The sequence below is a fragment of the Parabacteroides sp. TM07-1AC genome (assembly GCF_003480915.1).
Taxonomy (GTDB): domain Bacteria; phylum Bacteroidota; class Bacteroidia; order Bacteroidales; family Tannerellaceae; genus Parabacteroides; species Parabacteroides chongii.
Genome location: NZ_QUKD01000005.1, coordinates 83091 through 100442, shown reverse-complemented (window position 1 = coordinate 100442; position 17352 = coordinate 83091). Strand labels below are relative to the sequence as shown.

Annotated in this window: 18 protein-coding genes; all 18 read left to right on the top strand. The window is 36.2% G+C overall.

The genetic code is table 11. The features are described 5' to 3' along the window. Positions 1–88: 88 nt before the first annotated feature. The gene (locus DXD68_RS12245) at positions 89–1252 is read left to right on the top strand and encodes a DegT/DnrJ/EryC1/StrS family aminotransferase (protein WP_199715655.1); all 1164 of its coding nucleotides are present in this window, start codon (positions 89–91) and stop codon (positions 1250–1252) included. A gap of 6 nt (positions 1253–1258) precedes the next feature. After that, positions 1259–2284, top strand: a complete 1026-nt coding sequence (locus DXD68_RS12240) for a Gfo/Idh/MocA family protein (RefSeq protein WP_122361771.1) — start codon at positions 1259–1261, stop codon at positions 2282–2284. 204 nt (positions 2285–2488) lie between these two features. After that, a complete protein-coding gene (locus tag DXD68_RS12235) occupies positions 2489–3418 on the top strand; it encodes a UDP-glucuronic acid decarboxylase family protein (protein ID WP_122361770.1) in 930 nt (309 codons plus the stop codon). A gap of 21 nt (positions 3419–3439) precedes the next feature. Continuing rightward, a complete protein-coding gene (locus DXD68_RS12230; protein ID WP_122361769.1) occupies positions 3440–4753 on the top strand; it encodes a UDP-glucose dehydrogenase family protein in 1314 nt (437 codons plus the stop codon). 144 nt (positions 4754–4897) lie between these two features. Then, positions 4898–5740 carry a Bro-N domain-containing protein gene (locus tag DXD68_RS12225; RefSeq protein ID WP_122361768.1) on the top strand — a complete coding sequence of 281 codons (843 nt, stop codon included), beginning with the start codon at positions 4898–4900 and terminating at the stop codon, positions 5738–5740. Continuing rightward, positions 5741–7180, top strand: a complete 1440-nt coding sequence (locus DXD68_RS12220) for a lipopolysaccharide biosynthesis protein (protein ID WP_122361767.1) — start codon at positions 5741–5743, stop codon at positions 7178–7180. It abuts the gene before it with no gap. Next, positions 7177–8319, top strand: a complete 1143-nt coding sequence (locus tag DXD68_RS12215; RefSeq protein WP_122361766.1) for a TDP-N-acetylfucosamine:lipid II N-acetylfucosaminyltransferase — start codon at positions 7177–7179, stop codon at positions 8317–8319. Before DXD68_RS12220 ends, DXD68_RS12215 begins: the two co-directional genes overlap by 4 nt. 5 nt (positions 8320–8324) lie before the next feature. Then, entirely contained in the window at positions 8325–9428 is a 1104-nt protein-coding gene (locus tag DXD68_RS12210; RefSeq protein WP_122361765.1) for a DegT/DnrJ/EryC1/StrS family aminotransferase, read from the top strand. Further along, a complete protein-coding gene (locus tag DXD68_RS12205; RefSeq protein ID WP_122361764.1) occupies positions 9425–10054 on the top strand; it encodes a NeuD/PglB/VioB family sugar acetyltransferase in 630 nt (209 codons plus the stop codon). The genes DXD68_RS12210 and DXD68_RS12205 overlap by 4 nt, the downstream gene beginning before the upstream one ends. A 17-nt stretch (positions 10055–10071) precedes the next feature. Beyond that, positions 10072–10305, top strand: coding sequence for an acyl carrier protein (locus DXD68_RS12200; RefSeq protein ID WP_122361763.1), 234 nt, complete (start codon positions 10072–10074; stop codon positions 10303–10305). Continuing rightward, positions 10302–11033, top strand: a complete 732-nt coding sequence (locus DXD68_RS12195) for an SDR family NAD(P)-dependent oxidoreductase (RefSeq protein WP_122361762.1) — start codon at positions 10302–10304, stop codon at positions 11031–11033. The genes DXD68_RS12200 and DXD68_RS12195 overlap by 4 nt, the downstream gene beginning before the upstream one ends. A 2-nt stretch (positions 11034–11035) precedes the next feature. Next, positions 11036–12085 carry a 3-oxoacyl-ACP synthase III family protein gene (locus tag DXD68_RS12190; protein WP_122361761.1) on the top strand — a complete coding sequence of 350 codons (1050 nt, stop codon included), beginning with the start codon at positions 11036–11038 and terminating at the stop codon, positions 12083–12085. 1 nt (position 12086) lies between these two features. After that, the gene (locus DXD68_RS12185) at positions 12087–12488 is read left to right on the top strand and encodes a VOC family protein (RefSeq protein ID WP_122361760.1); all 402 of its coding nucleotides are present in this window, start codon (positions 12087–12089) and stop codon (positions 12486–12488) included. A gap of 9 nt (positions 12489–12497) precedes the next feature. After that, positions 12498–14087 (top strand): HAD-IIIC family phosphatase, encoded by a 1590-nt coding sequence (locus DXD68_RS12180; RefSeq protein ID WP_122361759.1) that lies wholly within the window; start codon positions 12498–12500, stop codon positions 14085–14087. Positions 14088–14089: 2 nt separating this feature from the next. Then, the gene (locus DXD68_RS12175; RefSeq protein WP_122361758.1) at positions 14090–14311 is read left to right on the top strand and encodes an acyl carrier protein; all 222 of its coding nucleotides are present in this window, start codon (positions 14090–14092) and stop codon (positions 14309–14311) included. Further along, positions 14311–15282: a glycosyltransferase family 2 protein gene (locus tag DXD68_RS12170; protein ID WP_122361757.1), complete on the top strand. Its 972-nt coding sequence runs from the start codon at positions 14311–14313 to the stop codon at positions 15280–15282. Before DXD68_RS12175 ends, DXD68_RS12170 begins: the two co-directional genes overlap by 1 nt. Continuing rightward, on the top strand, positions 15279–16262 hold the full coding sequence (locus DXD68_RS12165) for a glycosyltransferase family 10 domain-containing protein (protein WP_122361756.1): 984 nt from the start codon (positions 15279–15281) through the stop codon (positions 16260–16262). Before DXD68_RS12170 ends, DXD68_RS12165 begins: the two co-directional genes overlap by 4 nt. A gap of 13 nt (positions 16263–16275) precedes the next feature. Then, positions 16276–17352 (top strand): glycosyltransferase family 4 protein, encoded by a 1077-nt coding sequence (locus DXD68_RS12160; RefSeq protein WP_122361755.1) that lies wholly within the window; start codon positions 16276–16278, stop codon positions 17350–17352.

Here is a 17352-nt window from a genome sequence, read left to right as displayed (position 1 = left end):
GCATGAATGGCACACCTTTTTTATAATAATATAGCTGTTGCTACGTTATTAAAAGCAAAGAAAAACAAAACGGACACAGACGGTAAAGATGTTTGAAAAACATATACAAATGGTCGATCTGCAAGGACAGTATCATCGCCTGAAAGAGGAGATAGATGCGGCGATGCAGGCAGTGATTGAAAGTAGCGCTTTTATCAATGGACCGCAGGTGAAAGCTTTTAGTGATCATCTGGCTGAATATCTGGATATTCCTCATGTCATCCCTTGTGGAAACGGGACGGATGCGCTTCAGATTGCTTTGATGGCATTGGGGTTGCAGCCGGGGGATGAGGTGATCGTTCCTGCATTTACGTATGTGGCGGCAGCCGAGGTCATTGCTTTGCTGGGGCTGACACCTGTCCTGGTGGATGTGGATCCGCACACTTATAATATCGATCCCCGTAAGATAGAAGAATCGATCTCCCGGAATACAAAGGCGATCATTGCCGTTCATCTGTTCGGGCAGTCCTGTGATATGGACCCGATTCTGAAGATTGCCGCGATGTATCATCTGTATGTGGTGGAGGATAATGCCCAGTCGATAGGGGCGGAATATACTTTTCCGGATGGGCGTGTGAAGAAAACCGGAACGATGGGGATTATCGGGACGACTTCATTTTTCCCGTCCAAGCCGTTGGCATGTTATGGGGACGGGGGGGCTTTGACGACTTCGGATGAGAACCTGGCAAAGCGTATCCGGATGATTGCCAATCATGGTCAGGAACGTAAGTATCATCATCAGCTGATTGGCTGTAACTCACGACTGGATACGTTACAGGCGGCTGTTTTGGATGTGAAACTGAAACACATAGATGAGTTTACAGCCTCCCGCCAGGCTGTTGCTGCCAGATATGACGAAGCTTTGGCTTCGTGCGAGCAGTTGCTTCTTCCGCGGAAAAGTACTTTTTCTACGCATGTATATCACCAGTATACGGTCCGGTTAAAACCGGCAGGTGATGTTGCGGATACGGCAAAATACAGGGAGTCTTTGCAAGCGTCACTGAAAGAAAAAGGGATTCCGACCATGGTGTATTATCCATTGCCTTTACAGGCGCAGGAGGCTTATAAATGGATGGCACGTACACCTGGAGCTATGGATGAAGCAGCCCGTTTGAGTACATCTGTTTTATCGTTGCCCATCCATACGGAAATGACGGAAGAAGAACAAGAATATATAATAGATACATTGTTAAAGGAAATAACTCATATTTGACTAAATATGAAAGAGAATAAAATAAAATTTGCCGTTGTCGGCTGTGGTCATATCGGGAAACGTCATGCAGAGATGGTTACCCGTGATTCGGATGCCGAACTGGTTGCCTTGTGTGATATTCGTCTTCGCGAGGAGTTGGGAATAGAGGGGTATGCTGTTCCTTTTTTTGCCGGTTTGCAGGAGCTGTTGCAGAGTGGTATTCATATAGATGTCGTTAATATCTGTACGCCGAACGGACTGCATGCGGCTATGGCGGTGCAGGCGATAGAAGCCGGATGTAATGTGGTGATTGAAAAGCCGATGGCATTGACGCTGGCTGATGCGGAAAAGGTGGTATATGCCTCCCTGAAGTATCGTAAACAGGTATTCTGTGTGATGCAAAACAGATATTCTCCTCCATCGGTATGGATCAAGGATATGATCGATTCCGGTAAATTGGGAAAGATCTATATGGTTCAGTTGAACTGTTATTGGAATCGTGACGAGCGTTATTATAAGCCGGGCGGTTGGCATGGTGATGCAGCACTGGACGGTGGAACACTTTTCACACAGTTCTCCCATTTTATCGACATTATGTATTGGCTGTTTGGCGATATTTGCAATATACAGGCCCGTTTTGCCGATTTCAATCATGAGAAGCTGACGGCTTTCGAGGATTCCGGCTTTGTGAATTTTAACTTTGTGAACGGTGGAATGGGGAGCCTGAGTTATTCGACTGCTGTTTGGAACAGGAATATGGAAAGCAGTATGCTGATCGTTGCCGAGAATGGCAGCGTCAAGATCGGCGGACAATATATGAATGAAGTGGAGTATTGCCATGTGAAAGATTATGAGATGCCGGAACTGGCTCCGACGAATCCCGGGAATGATTATGGTCCTTATAAAGGATCTGCCCAGAATCATAATTTTGTCATTCGTAATGTTGTGCGTGTGCTTTCCGGAACAGGTACCGAATGTATTACGACGAATGTTCTGGAAGGTATGAAGGTGGTAGATATTATTCAACGTATCTATGCTCAGAAAGAACAATGATGTTTCATAGAGGGATGGATAAGGGCTGATTTGCATAGTCTCCCTTTCGTACAAATAACCATTTTTATAGAGGTTGTATCCCTGCAAATTCCTATCTTTGTGCAAGTTTAGTCATTCTCGACATGGGACTGACCAACATTGTTGCGTTCTCGTTTTTGTGAAAACAGCTGAAGTGTATAGGAAAACACAAATTGAATAAATAGCATGAAACAGATTTTGGTTACCGGTGGAGCCGGGTTTATCGGCTCTCATCTTTGCGAACGCCTACTGAAAGACGGGAACAATGTGATTTGTATGGACAACTATTTTACAGGTTGTAAACAGAATATTGTTCATTTATTGAACAATCCTTACTTTGAGTTGGTTCGCCACGATGTGACATTCCCGTATTATGTAGAGGTAGACGAAATCTATAATCTGGCATGCCCGGCGTCTCCGATACACTATCAGTTCGATCCGGTGAGTACTATCAAAACATCTGTTATCGGTGCGATCAATATGCTTGGGTTGGCTAAACGTACGAAAGCGAGTATCCTTCAGGCTTCTACCAGTGAAGTGTATGGCGATCCGGCTGTTCACCCTCAGGAAGAAAGTTATTGGGGTAATGTGAATCCTATAGGTTTGCGGAGTTGTTATGACGAAGGGAAACGTTGCGCAGAGACTTTGTTCATGGACTATCATCGTCAGAACAAGCTAGATGTCAAGATTATCCGTATCTTTAATACATATGGACCACGTATGCGTCCGGACGATGGCAGGGTGGTATCGAACTTTATCATGCAGGCATTGAAAGGGGAAGATATCACTATTTATGGCGATGGAATGCAGACTCGTAGTTTCCAGTATGTAGACGATTTGGTCGAAGGTATGGTGCGTATGATGGCAACGGAGAATTTTACGGGACCTGTCAATTTAGGAAATCCCGGTGAATTTACAATGATTGAATTGGCGGAGATCATATTGAAAATGACGAACTCGAAATCAAAGATTGTATTTAAGCCTCTTCCTTCCGATGATCCGAAACAACGCAAACCGGATATTTCTTTAGCCAAAGAAAAACTGAATGGCTGGGAACCGACAATCCGCCTGGAAGAGGGATTGGTAGAGACTATTAAATATTTCAAGAGCCTTTAATTTGCATTTTGATTATAAATTATGAAAATAGCGATAGTAGGAACAGGCTATGTGGGCCTGGTTACCGGAACCTGTTTTGCAGAAATGGGAACCGAAGTCTTTTGCGTCGATGTAAATACTGAAAAAATTGAAAACCTTAAACAAGGTATAATCCCTATATATGAACCGGGCCTGGAAGATATGGTTCACCGTAACCAGCAGGCCGGAAGATTACATTTTACAACTGATTTGGCAGAGTGCCTGGATGAGGTAGAAGTCTTGTTCAGTGCCGTAGGTACACCTCCCGACGAAGATGGCAGTGCAGACTTGAAGTATGTGCTTGAAGTGGCACGTACTGTCGGTCGCAATATCAAAAAGCACATTTTGGTAGTAACGAAAAGTACAGTGCCTGTCGGTACTGCTAAAAAAGTACGCCAGGCTATCCAGGAAGAGTTGGATAAGCGTGGGGTACAAATTGAATTTGATGTTGCTTCCAATCCGGAATTCCTGAAAGAAGGTGCTGCGATCAGTGATTTTATGAGTCCGGACCGTGTAGTCGTAGGTATTGAGTCGGAGCGTGCAGAAGAGCTGATGACTCGTTTGTACCGTCCTTTCCTTTTGAACAATTTCCGTGTTATTTTTATGGATGTGCCCTCTGCGGAGATGACCAAGTATGCTGCGAATGCCATGCTGGCTACCCGCATCAGCTTTATGAATGATATCGCGAATTTGTGTGAGATTGTTGGTGCTGATGTGAATATGGTGCGCAAGGGGATCGGATCGGATAGTCGTATCGGTAACCGTTTCCTGTATGCAGGTATCGGATATGGTGGTTCTTGTTTTCCAAAGGATGTGAAAGCCTTGATTAATACGGCTAGACAGAATAAATACCCGATGCGTATCCTGCAGGCTGTAGAGGAAGTGAATAATGAACAGAAATCTCTTTTGTTCCATAAGCTTGAAAAACATTTCAAGGGCGACTTGAAAGGAAAACGTGTTGCTATCTGGGGATTGGCTTTTAAACCTGAAACAGATGATATGCGCGAAGCTCCCTCTTTGGTCTTGATAGATAAGTTATTGGCTGCCGGTTGTGAGGTGTATGCGTATGACCCGGTGGCTGTGGAAGAAGCCAAACGTCGTATTGGTGATGCGGTTCATTATGCAAAAGACATTTATGATGCTGTTGTAGATGCTGATGCCTTGATGCTTGTGACGGAATGGAAAGAATTTCGTATGCCTTCCTGGTCTGCCATTAAGAAACTGATGGCTACCCCGCTGGTACTTGACGGTCGTAATATTTATGACATCAAGGAGATGGAAGAGAATGGGTTTGTTTATCATTGCATAGGGAGGTAGAATAATCTATTTGAACTGGTTAAAACTTTTGACCAGTTCTGCTTTTTCAAGTATATTCGTTGAAGCTTTTGAGAGAATCGACATACAGTAAAAAGGAAATCAGAGTGAGCTTGAAAAGGTTAATAATAAATAAAGACCAAAACAATGACGAAGAAAGAAGCAATTAAAATTTTTGAAGAAAAGAAAGTGCGTACCCTTTGGGACGACGAAACGGAAGAATGGTATTTCTCTATAGTAGATGTGGTGAGTGTACTGACGGATAGTGAGAACCCACGTAGATATTGGAGTGATTTGAAACGGAAGTTATCTGTAGAAGGAAGTCAGTTGTACGCTCAAATCGTACAACTGAAATTACCATCAGCAGACGGTAAATATTATAAAACCGATGTTGCCACAACTGAGCAGTTGTTCCGTTTGATCCAATCTATCCCATCTCCGAAAGCTGAACCGTTCAAGCTTTGGATGGCTCAAGTCGCTAAAGAGCGATTAGACGAAATGCAGGATCCGGAACGGACAATCGATCGGGCGATGATGGAGTATAAAAACTTGGGTTATTCGGACCATTGGATCAACCAACGGCTCAAAAGCATCGAGATTCGTAAAGATCTGACCGATGAATGGAGAAGTCACGGCTTACAAGAGGGTGTACAGTTCGCCACTCTCACGGATATTATTTATCAAACATGGTCTGGTAAAACATCAAAAGAGTATAAACGTTTTAAAGGGTTGAAAAAAGAGAGTCTTCGTGATAACATGACGAATACCGAACTCGCCCTCAATATGCTGGCAGAAGCTGCAACTACGGAATTATCCAAAGAAAAGGATCCACAATATTTTGAAGAGCATGTACAAGTAGCCCAACAAGGAGGAAAAGCTGCCGAAGCTGCCCGAAAACAATTGGAAAGTGATTTGGGACATTCGGTTATTTCTCCGCTTAATGCGAAAACGGGGTTGAGGTTGGATAAAGGAAATGATAAGAAAGAATAAATGGCAGAGCAAACGCTGAAAGAAAAGACGGCAAAAGGACTCTTTTGGGGAGGATTGAGTAATGGTGTGCAGCAGTTGCTAGGCATGTGCTTTGGTATTGTTTTAGCTCGTATTTTGGATGCAGAAGATTATGGATTGGTAGGTATGCTCGCTGTCTTTTCCGGGATTGCAGGAACGATTATTAATAGTGGGTTTACTGTTGCATTAACGAATAAAAAGAAAATATTGCATAGTGATTATAATGCCGTATTTTGGTTCACAGTTATTGTTGGTTTGATTTGTTATCTAGTTCTTTTTCTTTTAGCTCCAATGATTGCGGAGTTTTACCATCATCCTGAATTGATTTGGCTTTCGAGAGTTCTGTTCTTGGGCTTTTTCTTTTCTGGATGTGCTTCTGTATCCTATACAGTCCTATTTAAACAGTTGATGGTGAAGCAACAGGCTCAAATTGATATTTCAGCAATGGCTCTATCTGGAACTGTAGGAGTTGTATTGGCAATAAAAGGATATGCCTATTGGGCTTTAGCTCTGCAAAGTCTTACATATGCAATTAGTGGGGCAGTTCTGAGATTCATATTTGCACCTTGGAAACCAACATTTGAATTTAACTTTGCTCCATTAAAAGGTATATTGGGGTTTAGTAGTAAAATGTTTCTAACAAATATATTTCAGCAGATTAATGTAAATGTATTTTCTATATTGTTGGGGCGTTTTTATAATGCAAATCAGGTAGGATACTATTCTCAAGGGAATAAATGGATGACTATGGGGTATGGTCTGGTTACAGGAATGGTTCTAAGTGTGGCTCAGCCTGTATTTGCCCAGGTAACAGATGATACGGAAAGGGAAACTATGATTTTACGAAAAATGCTTCGTTTTGGCGCTTTTGTCTCTTTCCCTTTATTATTAGGATTAGCATTTATAGCTAAAGAATTCATTATTATTACAGTTGGAGAGAAATGGTTAGCTAGTGTGCCTTTTCTGCAATTGTTTTGCTTGTGGGGAGCTTTTGGCTATATATGGTTTTTATATACTAATCTCTTGATAGCACATGGAAAATCTGATATTTATTTAAAAGGTGTAGTGGGAACTGCCATTGTTCAGTTATCTGTGGTGGCTCTATGTTTCCCTTTAGGCATTTATACGATGGTGTGCGCTTATATCTTTGTTTTTTTAATTAGTATTATATGGTGGCATACCCGCGTTTCTAAAATATTGAATTTGAAATTTGTTTTAGTACTTAAAGATATTTCCCCTTATCTACTGTCTGTATTGTTTTCTTTCTTTGTAGCGTGGGTATTGTGTCTTTATATATCAAATATTTATTTGTTGTTATTCTCAAAGATATTAATCACTGGCGTTGTATACTTTGCTATTCTTTGGGGTGCTGATTCAAAGATATTAAAAGAGTCGTTGAATTTTGTATTAAGAAAAAGATGAAACAAAATGGAAGATATAAATATATTCATATAATGCCTATGGGGGCATCTTCGTTTTGTATAAATTTCATATTGTTCATTGATAAATATTTGTCTGCACGTGAACATTTGTTTGTACTCTTGTCAAAGAATATTATAGATAAATTAGTTGATTTAGACAATGTTATTTACGAAGATAAAAGTCGAGCAGAGGTTTTATATAAATATTTGCCTTTAGGTGATTCGATAATTCTGCATAGTCTTCCATATCCTATTTGGACTTTTTTATTTATGAAGAAAAGTTTGTTAAGAAAAATAACTTGGTGGGTTTGGGGACATGATTTATATAGAACTCATAGAGTCAAGCGTGATATTTCTTCTTTGAAAAAGCGGTTAGTGTATTGTTTGAAGTTTACACTGAATTTAATGTATTCATTTGTGTATGAGCTGATTTGGAGCTGTTTGTACTTCTCTAAAGTAAAAAAAATGAAATCGATCATAGTCTGTTGCCGCGCAGATCAAGATGAAGTTAGAAGAAGGTTCGGATCTGATATGAAAATATTTAGATCTTACTATACTTCTGGGTATTACTATCCTGAACTTGTTCAATTAGAGGAAAAACGGATGGATGATAGTATAAATATAATGATAGGTCATTGTGCCTTTGATTTTTTAAAGCATAGGGAATATCTGGATAAATTGTTAGTATATAAAAATGAAGATATAAAAATAGTATTACCACTTTCTTATGGTGATATCTCATATGCTGAGACGATTGAAACTTATGCAAGAACTCTTTATGGTGATAAGGTGCTGATTTTACGAGAGAATTTAGGCTTTTTGGATTATGTTAAACTAATAAAGACTATAGATATCGCTATTTTTGACTATAAACATCAATCAGCATTAGGAAATATAATGTTGTTACTACTTTGGGGTAAAAAAGTTTATCTATCTTCTAAAGGTATTTTATTCAAAGGATTTAAAGATGATGGTGTGAATGTTTATGATTGTGATGAGATAGGAAATATACCTTTAAAAGAATTGTCTTTGCATTTATATCCGAATACTTTGGGTATCGAATATGCCAAAGAGGCATTTGATGAGAAGTTCTTAAAAAAGAACTATGAAAATATATTTGAGTATTTAGCAAAAAAATAAGATATATGGAAGAAATAAAAGTAACCTCTCCATTGCTTCCTTCATTGGATGAGTTTATCGTATCATTAAAAGATATTTGGGATAGGCAATGGCTTACCAATAATGGGTTATATCATCAGAAATTGGAGAAGGCTCTTTGTGAATACTTAGGGGTACCATATATTAGTTTATTTACTAATGGAACATTACCTTTGATCTGTGCATTGCAAGCAATGAGAATTACAGGAGAAGTCATTACCACTCCATATAGTTTTGTTGCTACTACCCATGCTTTGTGGTGGAATGGCATTAAACCAGTATTTGTTGATATAGATCCTGAGACGGGTAATATAGATCCTGAGAAAATAGAAGCAGCAATAACACCTAAGACAACAGCAATTATGCCTGTTCATGTTTATGGGCAACCTTGTAAAATCAGGCGTATTCAGGAAATTGCGGATACTTATGGATTGAAAATAATTTATGATGCAGCTCACGCTTTCGGGGTTCAGGAAAATGGACAATCTATTATTAATGCTGGAGATATGGCTACATTGAGTTTTCATGCTACGAAGGTTTATAGTACAATAGAGGGAGGAGCTTTGATTTGTCATGATGAGCAAACAAAACAACGGATTGACTATATTAAAAATTTTGGATTTGCGAATGAAACAACTGTTGTTGCTCCTGGTATTAATGGAAAAATGGATGAAGTGCGTGCTGCATATGGTTTATTGAGCCTTAAACATGTGGATCAAGCTATAGAAAAACGTTGTCGGGTGGCAAAACAATATCGGGAAGCCTTGAATGATGTTGAAGGGATACGTTGTTTTGATGATAAACCGAATGTTAAACATAATTACTCTTATTTTCCTATCTTTGTGGATGAAAAGAAATATGGTATGAGTAGAGATGACTTATACGAGAAAATGAAGTCTGTAGGTGTCTTTGGGCGTCGCTACTTTTATCCTTTAATAAGTACTTTTTCTACATACCGTGGTTTGGAGTCGGCTTCCAAAATGAATTTGCCAGAAGCTTATAAAATGGCTGAAGAGGTAATTTGTCTACCGATGCATCATGGCTTGAATGAAAATGATATTGAGCGAGTAATAAAGTCTATTATACAATGAAGCATTTAATAATCATCGGAGCACGTGGATTTGGTCGTGAAATATACAATTTAGCGATTGAATGTGATGGATATGGTAGAGACTTTATTGTCACAGGATTCCTGGATGATAAAAGTGATGCTTTAGATGGATATGAAGGTTATCCTTCTATATTGGGAGCTGTTGAGGATTATAATATCCAGGAAAATGATATTTTTGTGTGTGCTTTAGGAGATGTTTTCTATAAGAAAAAGTATGTACAAATGGTGTTGGATAAAAATGGAAAATTTATGACTTTAATTCATCCTAATGCTTATATTTCAAAAAATGTCAAAGTAGGAACAGGATGTATTATTTGTCGTAATGCCTTAATTTCATGTGATATCACTATAGGTGATTTTGTGACTATACAACCTTTCTCTGATTTGGGACATGATGTTAGAGTGGGTGATTATTGTCATTTGAATACTTATGCTTTTTTAGGTGGATATGCCGAATTAGGTGAAATGGTGACCATTCACACGGGTGGAATTGTTTTGCCGCATAAGAAAATTAACGATAAAGCAACAGTTGGGGCTGGTAGTGTTGTTATTAGAAATGTGAAAGAAGAAATGACAGTGTTTGGTTTGCCAGCCGTAAAAATATAATAAATTAGAATATATATATGGATTTGAATCTTTTTCTTGAAAATTTTGCAGCTCAGTTCGATGATACTGATATTGACGAAATAAAAGCGGAGACTGCATTTAAAGAGTTGGAAGAATGGTCTTCTTTAACTGCTTTATCTATTATCGCAATGGTTGATGAAGAATACGAAGTTAGTATAAAAGGAGACGATATACGTAATGCTATTACTGTGGAAGATTTGTATAATATAGTTGTATCTAAGTTGGGATGAGCCAGTTAGAAGGGAAACGTATATTAATAACAGGAGCTTCTTCCGGTATTGGTCGAGTTGTCGCTCAATATGTAGCTCGCGAGAAAGGACAAGTTGTCTTAGTTGCCAGAAACGAAGAACGTCTGAATGAAACATTAGTTACTTTGGAAAACGGGGATCATAATTATTTCTGTTGTGATCTAACGAAAGAAGAGGAATTAAAGTCTATTGTAGATTCTATAGGGCATTTAGATGGTGTAGTTTTTTGTGCTGGAGTAAATGAGTTTGTTCCTGTGAAATTTATTAATCAGGAGAAAATTAATTCCATGTTTCAAATCAATTATTTTTCACAGATAATACTGATTCAGAAACTTCTCAAAAAGAAATTGATTAATAAAGGTGCTTCTTTAGTTTTTATATCTTCTATTTCTTCATTATTAGGTACACCTGGAACGACTTTATATGCTGCGTCTAAAGGAGCTATCAATTCAACGGTAAAAGTTCTTGCTGTAGAGTTATCTGGAATGAGAATTAGAGTTAATGCAATATGCCCTGGAATAGTCAGGACCCAAATGATAGGAAATACAAATATTTCAGAAGAACAGTTTTTAGAACAGGAAAAATTATATCCTTTAGGGTTAGGATCGCCAGAGGATGTCGCTAATGCTGTCATATATCATTTGTCGGAAGGAAGTCGTTGGTTAACAGGGAATATAATGGTTTTAGATGGTGGTTTTTCATTAAAATAGTCATGGCAACAATAACATATCATAACGTTGGAATAAAGGCAATGAGTGCATGTGTCCCTTCAAAGATTGCTTATAATAGGAATTTGAATGCTATTATGGAACAAGAAGAGGTTGATAAAGTGATCAATTCGGTGGGTATTCATGAGAGGCGTATTTGTGAATCAGATGTTTGTGCATCTGATTTATGTTATAAGGCAGCAAAACGGCTGATTGAAGATAACAATATAGATATTGCATCAATTGATATGTTGTTATTTACCAGCCAAACAGCAGACTATAGAATACCTGCTACATCTTGTATTCTCCAACATCGATTAAATTTACCTAAGTCCTGTGCCTGTTTAGACTTGTCTTTGGGATGTTCTGGGTATGTATATGCGCTTTCAACAGCATTTGCATATGCCTCTTTGGAGGGCATTAATAGGGTTTTATTATTGGATGGAGAAACTTTCTCTAAGATAGTGAATCCCAAGGATAAAGTGAACGCACCTCTTTATGGGGATGCAGGAACTGCTACTCTGATAGAGAAAGGGGAATATAAGGATTCCACATTTGTTTTGAATACAGATGGTTCTGGAGAAGATTCTGTTAAAATTCCAGCCGGTATGCGTAATCCTGTCATGATTGACTCGTTAGAGGAAAAGGAAAGAGAGAATAATAATATTCGTACTGAGATGGAAATTTATATGGACGGTATGGATGTTTTTAACTTTGCTATAAGCGTAGTACCTAAGAGCATTAAAGAAGTTGCCAAAATAACTCAAATAGAGTTGAATGATATAGACTATCTTGTTTTTCATCAGTCAAATAAATTTATGACAGATTTCTTTATCAAAAGGTTAAAGTTTGATGAAAAGAAAGTTCCCTATTGTATTGCCAAGTACGGTAATACCAGTTCTGCTTCTATTCCTCTGACTATTGTTTCAGAGTTAGAGCAAAAATTGAAAGGAGAAAAACAAGTAATAATGTGCGGATTTGGAGCTGGTTTATCGTGGGCTACAGCACTTATTCATTATAGAGATTGCCATATATCACCAATTATAACATATTGACATGTTACCAGATTTTAAATTTCATCACATAGGAATTGCTGTTTTTGACATTGATGCAACGGCTAGGTATTATGTAGAAGCTGGATATAAAAAATCAGAAACGATTGTTGATCCGATCCAAAATATCCGGATTTGTTTTTTGTCAAAGGAAGGGATGCCTATGTTGGAACTTTTAGCTCCTGTGGATGATAAGTCTCCGGTAGTCAAAACTTTGGAAAAAGTTGGGGTGACTCCTTATCATTCTTGCTATTTAGTTCGAAATATTGAAGAGGCGATAGTTCTGTTAAAAAAGAAACATTTCATTCTGCTGGGAAAACCTGTAGAAGCTTGTGCTATAAATAATAAGAAAGTTTGTTTTTTGTTTAATAGAGAAGTTGGATTAATAGAATTACTGGAGGAATAAGTTTTATCTATGGAATATTTTGTTTTTCGAAATAATACAATTGAAATCTTCTTCGGAGCATCCGAATTTGAATATAGTGGTTATGGTGATATATCATTTATTCCGACTGATGCTACTTCCTATATTTGGTTTTATCAAGTTCCGTTTAAATCGGATATAGCTTCTTTAGTAGGTGAAATATCTGAGTATTTTGATAAATTAAGACTTGTCTATCAACAATTACCAGAGAACAGACAATTGATTGTTTTTACGTTAGAGAATTTATTTCCTCTTAAATATAGTAGTGAAAACTATGAACTAACTCAAGAAATAGAAAGATTCAATTCCAATATATATTCTTTTTCAAAAGAACATCAAAATGTGAAATTTATAGATTTTTCGGAATTTATACGAAATTATTCTTTAGAAGAAGTTGTTGATTGGAAATATTATTTTATTTCTCAGATTGGATTAAATCCTAAACTGGCTGTATCTTTTCGAAAATGGTTTACTCAGAAAATTAATGAAATCCAATTGAAGCGTAAAAAATGTTTGGTTTTGGATTTAGATAATACGCTTTGGGGAGGTATCTTGGGAGAAGATGGTATAAGTGGAATAAAGATTGGGGGGGATTATCCGGGTAATGCTTTTTTATATTTCCAGGAAGCATTAGCAGAATTGACTCGAAAAGGTATCATTCTCACTGTCTGCAGTAAAAATAATGAGCAGGATGTATTGGATGTTTGGAATAAGAATCCATATATAGTCTTGAAAAATGATTATATAACGACTTATAGGATCAACTGGAAGAATAAAGCAGATAATATTCAGGATATAGCTACAGAGTTAAATATAGGATTAGATAGTTTTGTTTTCATAGATGATAATCCTGCGGAAAGAGAATTAGTAAGACAGTTATTACCGATGGTTGCTGTTCCTGATTTTCCAGATAAACCATATGATCTGCCAAGCTTTTTTAAATTATTATTAAATGATTACTTCCGGATTTATACATTAACAGATGAGGATAAGCAAAAAGCTGCTCAGTACAAAGCGAATGCAAATAGACAAAAAGAATTATGTAAATTTACGAATTTGGATGAATATCTGGGGAGTCTGAATATAGAGGTAGAGGTTCAATCTCTTAATGAATATAATTTATCTCGTATTGCTCAAATGACTCAAAAGACAAATCAGTTTAATTTGACGACTAAGCGTTATAATGATTCTGATTTGTTAGCATTTGCGAAAGATGGATGGAAGATCTATTGTATTAAAGTAAAAGATAAATTTGGTGACAGTGGTATAACTGGAACAATGTTTTTGAAGCCGAATGGAAAGTCTTGGATAATTGATACTTTGTTACTAAGTTGCCGAATTTTAGGAAAAGGAATAGAAGAGGTATTTGTTCAATCTGTTTTACAAAAGTTACGATCAGAAGGTATTGAATTTGTAGAGGCTGTCTATATTCCTACAATGAAGAATGCTCAAGTCGCTAATTTCTATGAAAAAATGGGCTTTACAATCGTTGATAATAAGGAGTCTCTTAAAACGTATTCTTTAGATTTAAAAGAATATGGTGTAAAAATTAAAACATTCTATAAAATACAATTTAAGTAAATATGGAAGAGCGTATATTAAATGTGCTAAAACAAACTTTTGGTTTAGATCAAGTTGATACAACAATTTCACAACAGACATGTGCTAAATGGGATTCAATGAATCATCTTAATTTAATAATTTCAATCGAATCAGAGTTTGATATATCTTTGGAACCAGAAGAAATTGCAGAATTGAAAAGTTATTATTCAATTAAGAGTCTTTTAGAAGCAAAGTTGAAATAATGATGTATGCACCTATCATTGTATCCGTTTATGATCGATTGGAACATTTACGGAGGTGTGTAGAGTCTTTGAAAGCCAATAAATTGGCAATCGAGTCTATATTGTATGTAGTTTCAGATGCAGCATATAAAGAGGAGCATGTTGACAAAATACGGAAAGTACGTGATTATATTTCTTCAATAAACGGTTTTAAGGAAGTACGACCTGTTTTTAGGGAAAAGAATTTAGGAGCCCAGAAATCTATAGGTTTAGTTTTGGATGATGTATTGTCTACGAATGATTCTTTTATCTTCCTGGAAGATGATATTGTTGTTTCTAATGACTTTTTGCAATATTTAAATGATGGTTTGGCTTACTATAGAGAGCAAAAAAACATTTTTGCAATTTGTGGTTTTAAAGCACCGTTCGATTTACCCTCTGATTATAAAGAAGACGTTTTTTTCTATCCCTGTAATTCTCCATGGGGATTTGCGACATGGAAAGATCGATGGGAGTCTGTAAATCATGATTATTATGATCGTTATTCAGAACTGAAGAAGGACAAAAAAAAGTTTAAGGAGTTTCTTTCTATTGGTTTTTATATAAAAGGGATTTTACAAGCTGATTCACGAAAAGAAATTGTGGCTGGAGACCTACGAGTTTACTACCATATGTTCCAGCACAATATGTGTTCTGTCTTTCCTGTTAAATCTAAAACTCAAAACTGGGGATTTGATGGTACTGGAGAACATTGTGGAGATAAAAACGTTTGGTGGGCAAAACCTAATTTAGGTCAATCAGATTCATCCGTTCGGTTTATTTCTTATAAAGGATATAATGATGATATATTAAAAAAATCCAGATCTTTTCAAGATGAGATAAATGGAGGATTTTTGGCTAAATATTTAAAATATACTTGGCTTCATGATATATATAAGAAATTAAAGAGAATTTCAGATAAAATCTTATTGCTAAAAAATGTAGAGAAATGAAGATTAATTTGATATCTACAGATGTAGAAATATTTAAGAAACAATTATCTTCTAACTGGAAAACAGATGGATATGAATTTTTTTTCAATTCGCAAGAAGATATTGTTTGGGATTCTGTGATTGTTTATGAAAATATAAATCAATACTATCATTTAAAATGTAGAAAAGGAGGATTTTTTTTCATATCAGGAGAACCTCCAATTGTAAAGGTTTATTCTCGATCTTTTTTAACTTTATTTGATCATGTTATATCTGCTCATAAACTAAAGCATTTGAATAACCATAGAGATCAACAAGCTTTACCATGGTATTTTGGTTATAATTTTCGTGAAAAAAGTCCATCATTTTCTTATGAAGAGATTGAACAAATGGATGTTCCTTTAAAAAGGAAGAAAATATCATTTATTACTTCTACACGAACATTTCTTCCGGGACATAAAGAACGGTTGAGATTTCTAAAAAGAATACAGTCTGAGTTTGGTGATGATGTAGACTTTTATGGTAGAGGAATTAATATTGTTGATGATAAAGCAGATGCTTTATTACAATACAAATTTTCAATTTGTATTGAGAATTCATGTATAAATGATTATTGGACAGAGAAAATAGCAGATCCATTTTTAGCATACACGGTTCCTATATATTACGGATGTAAAAATATTAAACGATATTTTCCGGAGAATTCAGTTAGACTAATTGATATTCAGGATGTGAAAGAAGCAATTGATGAAATTGGAGCAATAATAGCTAATGCAGATTCTATTTATAATGAAATGTTACCCTCTATAAAAGAGTCAAGAAATAGATTATTATTCGTATATAATATATTTCCATTTGTAATAGCATATATCAATAAGTATATTGACATCTCTTCTAAAGAGATAGTTGAAAAGGAGATTACTCCTTATGTTATGTATCCTGTAAATATAGTAGATGATATGTTGTTAAGAATGAAAAGAATACTTTTAAAACGTTTTTAACTTCAAGTATATTATGAAGATATTATATGACCATCAAATGTTTTCCATGCAAAAATATGGAGGTGTAACTCGCTATTTTTGTAATCTAATGCAAAATCTGCCGCAGAATATGGAATATGAATTACCTATTGTCTATTCTGAGAATCATTATTTGAAAGAGATGATGGGGTTGGAACTTAAGCAGATTTCGTTGATATCTTCCTTTCGTATAAAGAGACGTGTATATTATTTTTTTAATGATAGAGTATCCTGCAAACATATAAAGAAAGGTGAGTTTGATCTGTTTCATCCGTCATACTATTCTACTTATTTCTTAAAATCTATCAAGAAGCCTTTCGTATTAACGGTGCATGATATGATTCATGAGAAATTTCATGATTTGTTCTCTCCCTATGATAAAACTACTGAATATAAAAAGAACTTGATCAATAAGGCAGAGCATGTTATTGCTGTTAGTCAATGTACTAAAAATGATATAGTAGACTTGTTCGACATAAATCCCGACAAGATATCAGTCGTTCATCATGGTTATGAATCTTTTGCGACCCCGGTGGATCGCCTTTTTGATTCTTATATTCTATATGTTGGCGATAGGAAGAATTATAAGAACTTCAATTTTTTCATAAAATCCGTAGCTCCTTTACTTGCGCAAAACAGAGAACTGAAAATTGTTTGTACCGGAATGCCGTTTAGTAAGGAGGAATTACTGTTATTCTCGGAAGAGAAAATACAAAATCAATTAATCCAGTTATCTGTAAATGACAGACAATTGGCTTCATTGTATAAATATGCATTGTTGTTTGTATATCCATCTTTGTATGAAGGTTTTGGAATACCTATTTTGGAAGCTTTTAAAAACAAATGTCCTGTTTGTTTAAGTGATGCTAGTTGTTTTCCTGAAGTGGCAGGGGAAGCTGCTTGCTATTTTGATCCGTATGATAGTGATTCTATCTTGGATGCTGTATCCAAAGTTATAAACGATGAAGAATATGCTGATACGTTGCGAAATAGAGGGGAAATGAAGGTTGAAGAGTATTCAATAAAAAGGATGGTTGATTCAACATGCGATATTTATTATAAGTGTGTATGA